The 1,132-nt window shown below is 35.8% G+C and carries 2 protein-coding genes; both read right to left on the minus strand.

What is annotated here, in order from left to right; translation table 11 throughout:
* Positions 1–57 precede the first annotated feature (57 nt).
* Positions 58–780 carry an immunity 52 family protein gene (locus tag LGZ98_RS23795; RefSeq protein ID WP_262978736.1) on the minus strand — a complete coding sequence of 241 codons (723 nt, stop codon included), beginning with the start codon at positions 778–780 and terminating at the stop codon, positions 58–60.
* A gap of 13 nt (positions 781–793) precedes the next feature.
* Positions 794–1,132, minus strand: a 339-nt coding sequence (locus LGZ98_RS23800) for a Tox-REase-5 domain-containing protein (protein ID WP_262978737.1), incomplete at its 5' end; no start/stop codon positions are given.

Consider the following 1,132-nt stretch of genomic DNA (forward strand, 5'->3'; position numbering starts at 1 on the left):
GATTTTAACATGAAAGTTCCCCATCGTTTTTCAATTGGCAAATAATATCATCCCTCATTAAACTTCGGTAATTAATGGCAGTAATCCCAGATTCACCAACTGAACTTCAACATCATTGGATTTATCAATATCATCCTGATTTCTGCCATCAAAAATACCTTTTTTGGTAATAATCAACGTGCCGATCTGTTCATTATTTTGATACACAGGAAGCACATCCTCCGCCATAGGAAGATAGGATTTATCAATAATACGGGGCTGGTAAAGCATCCAACCGACGCTTAAGCGATCAGGGAAAACTTGTTTGCCTTTTAAGATATAGCCGTTGGTTTCTACTTGAATATACGGAAAATCACGACTAGTCGCTAAATATTTAACTAAATCAATTAATCGGGAAGTATCAAGTTTGGTACTGTCAATTCTTAAGTTTAATATTAACCAAACCTTGTTAGGATGGTTTGGCTTCGATTTATAATAATCAATGCTACTAGATAATTCATCATTTTCACCATCCCATATAGCATTATTGAAAAAAGGAAAACTTTTCTTATATTCTTTTTCAAAGTCTTTGATAGCAACTTCAGTTGGTCCCTGTTCATCAAACACAATATGTTGTAGAGCCTGTTTTCTAGAGTAACCTGTTAAGTACCACGTCTTTTTCTGCCCGAAAAAAATATCAATCTGCCGTGTAATATGAAATAAATCCATTAACACCATATTTAAGGTAATAGTTTCCTGTTGTTCATAACGCACATTGATTTCCAAATTAATTATTGCCATCGTTGACCTCGAATTAAATTAAATCTTTGCAAGGAGTATAATAAACACTGATATTTTTATGTTCAATAAATAGCGTTTTAAAATATCCATAGCTGACAGGCTGTAAAAAATGCCACTCCACATGAGGCGTTTCATCTAATGCATCACATACAGCTTGTTGCCTATCTGCTTGGTTTTTCCCTGATATACGGCCTTTCCACCACCTTTTGGGTTTACCATCGCTATCAAAAAACTGGTCATACCGCGCTTTGGCCTCTAGAAATAAACAATACGCTGGCCGCCAGCCATCAAAGGCCACTTTCAGGCACTGAAATTCCTGAATCATTTGTCTGGTCGGGTCATATTTAGTTTT

The organism is Photorhabdus kayaii (assembly GCF_025384895.1).
Taxonomy (GTDB): Bacteria; Pseudomonadota; Gammaproteobacteria; order Enterobacterales; family Enterobacteriaceae; genus Photorhabdus; species Photorhabdus kayaii.

Excerpts from the sequence above, each read along its gene's own strand:
- LGZ98_RS23795 (WP_262978736.1), bottom strand. The coding sequence starts at position 780 with ATGGCAATAATTAATTTGGAAATCAATGTGCGTTATGAACAACAGGAA.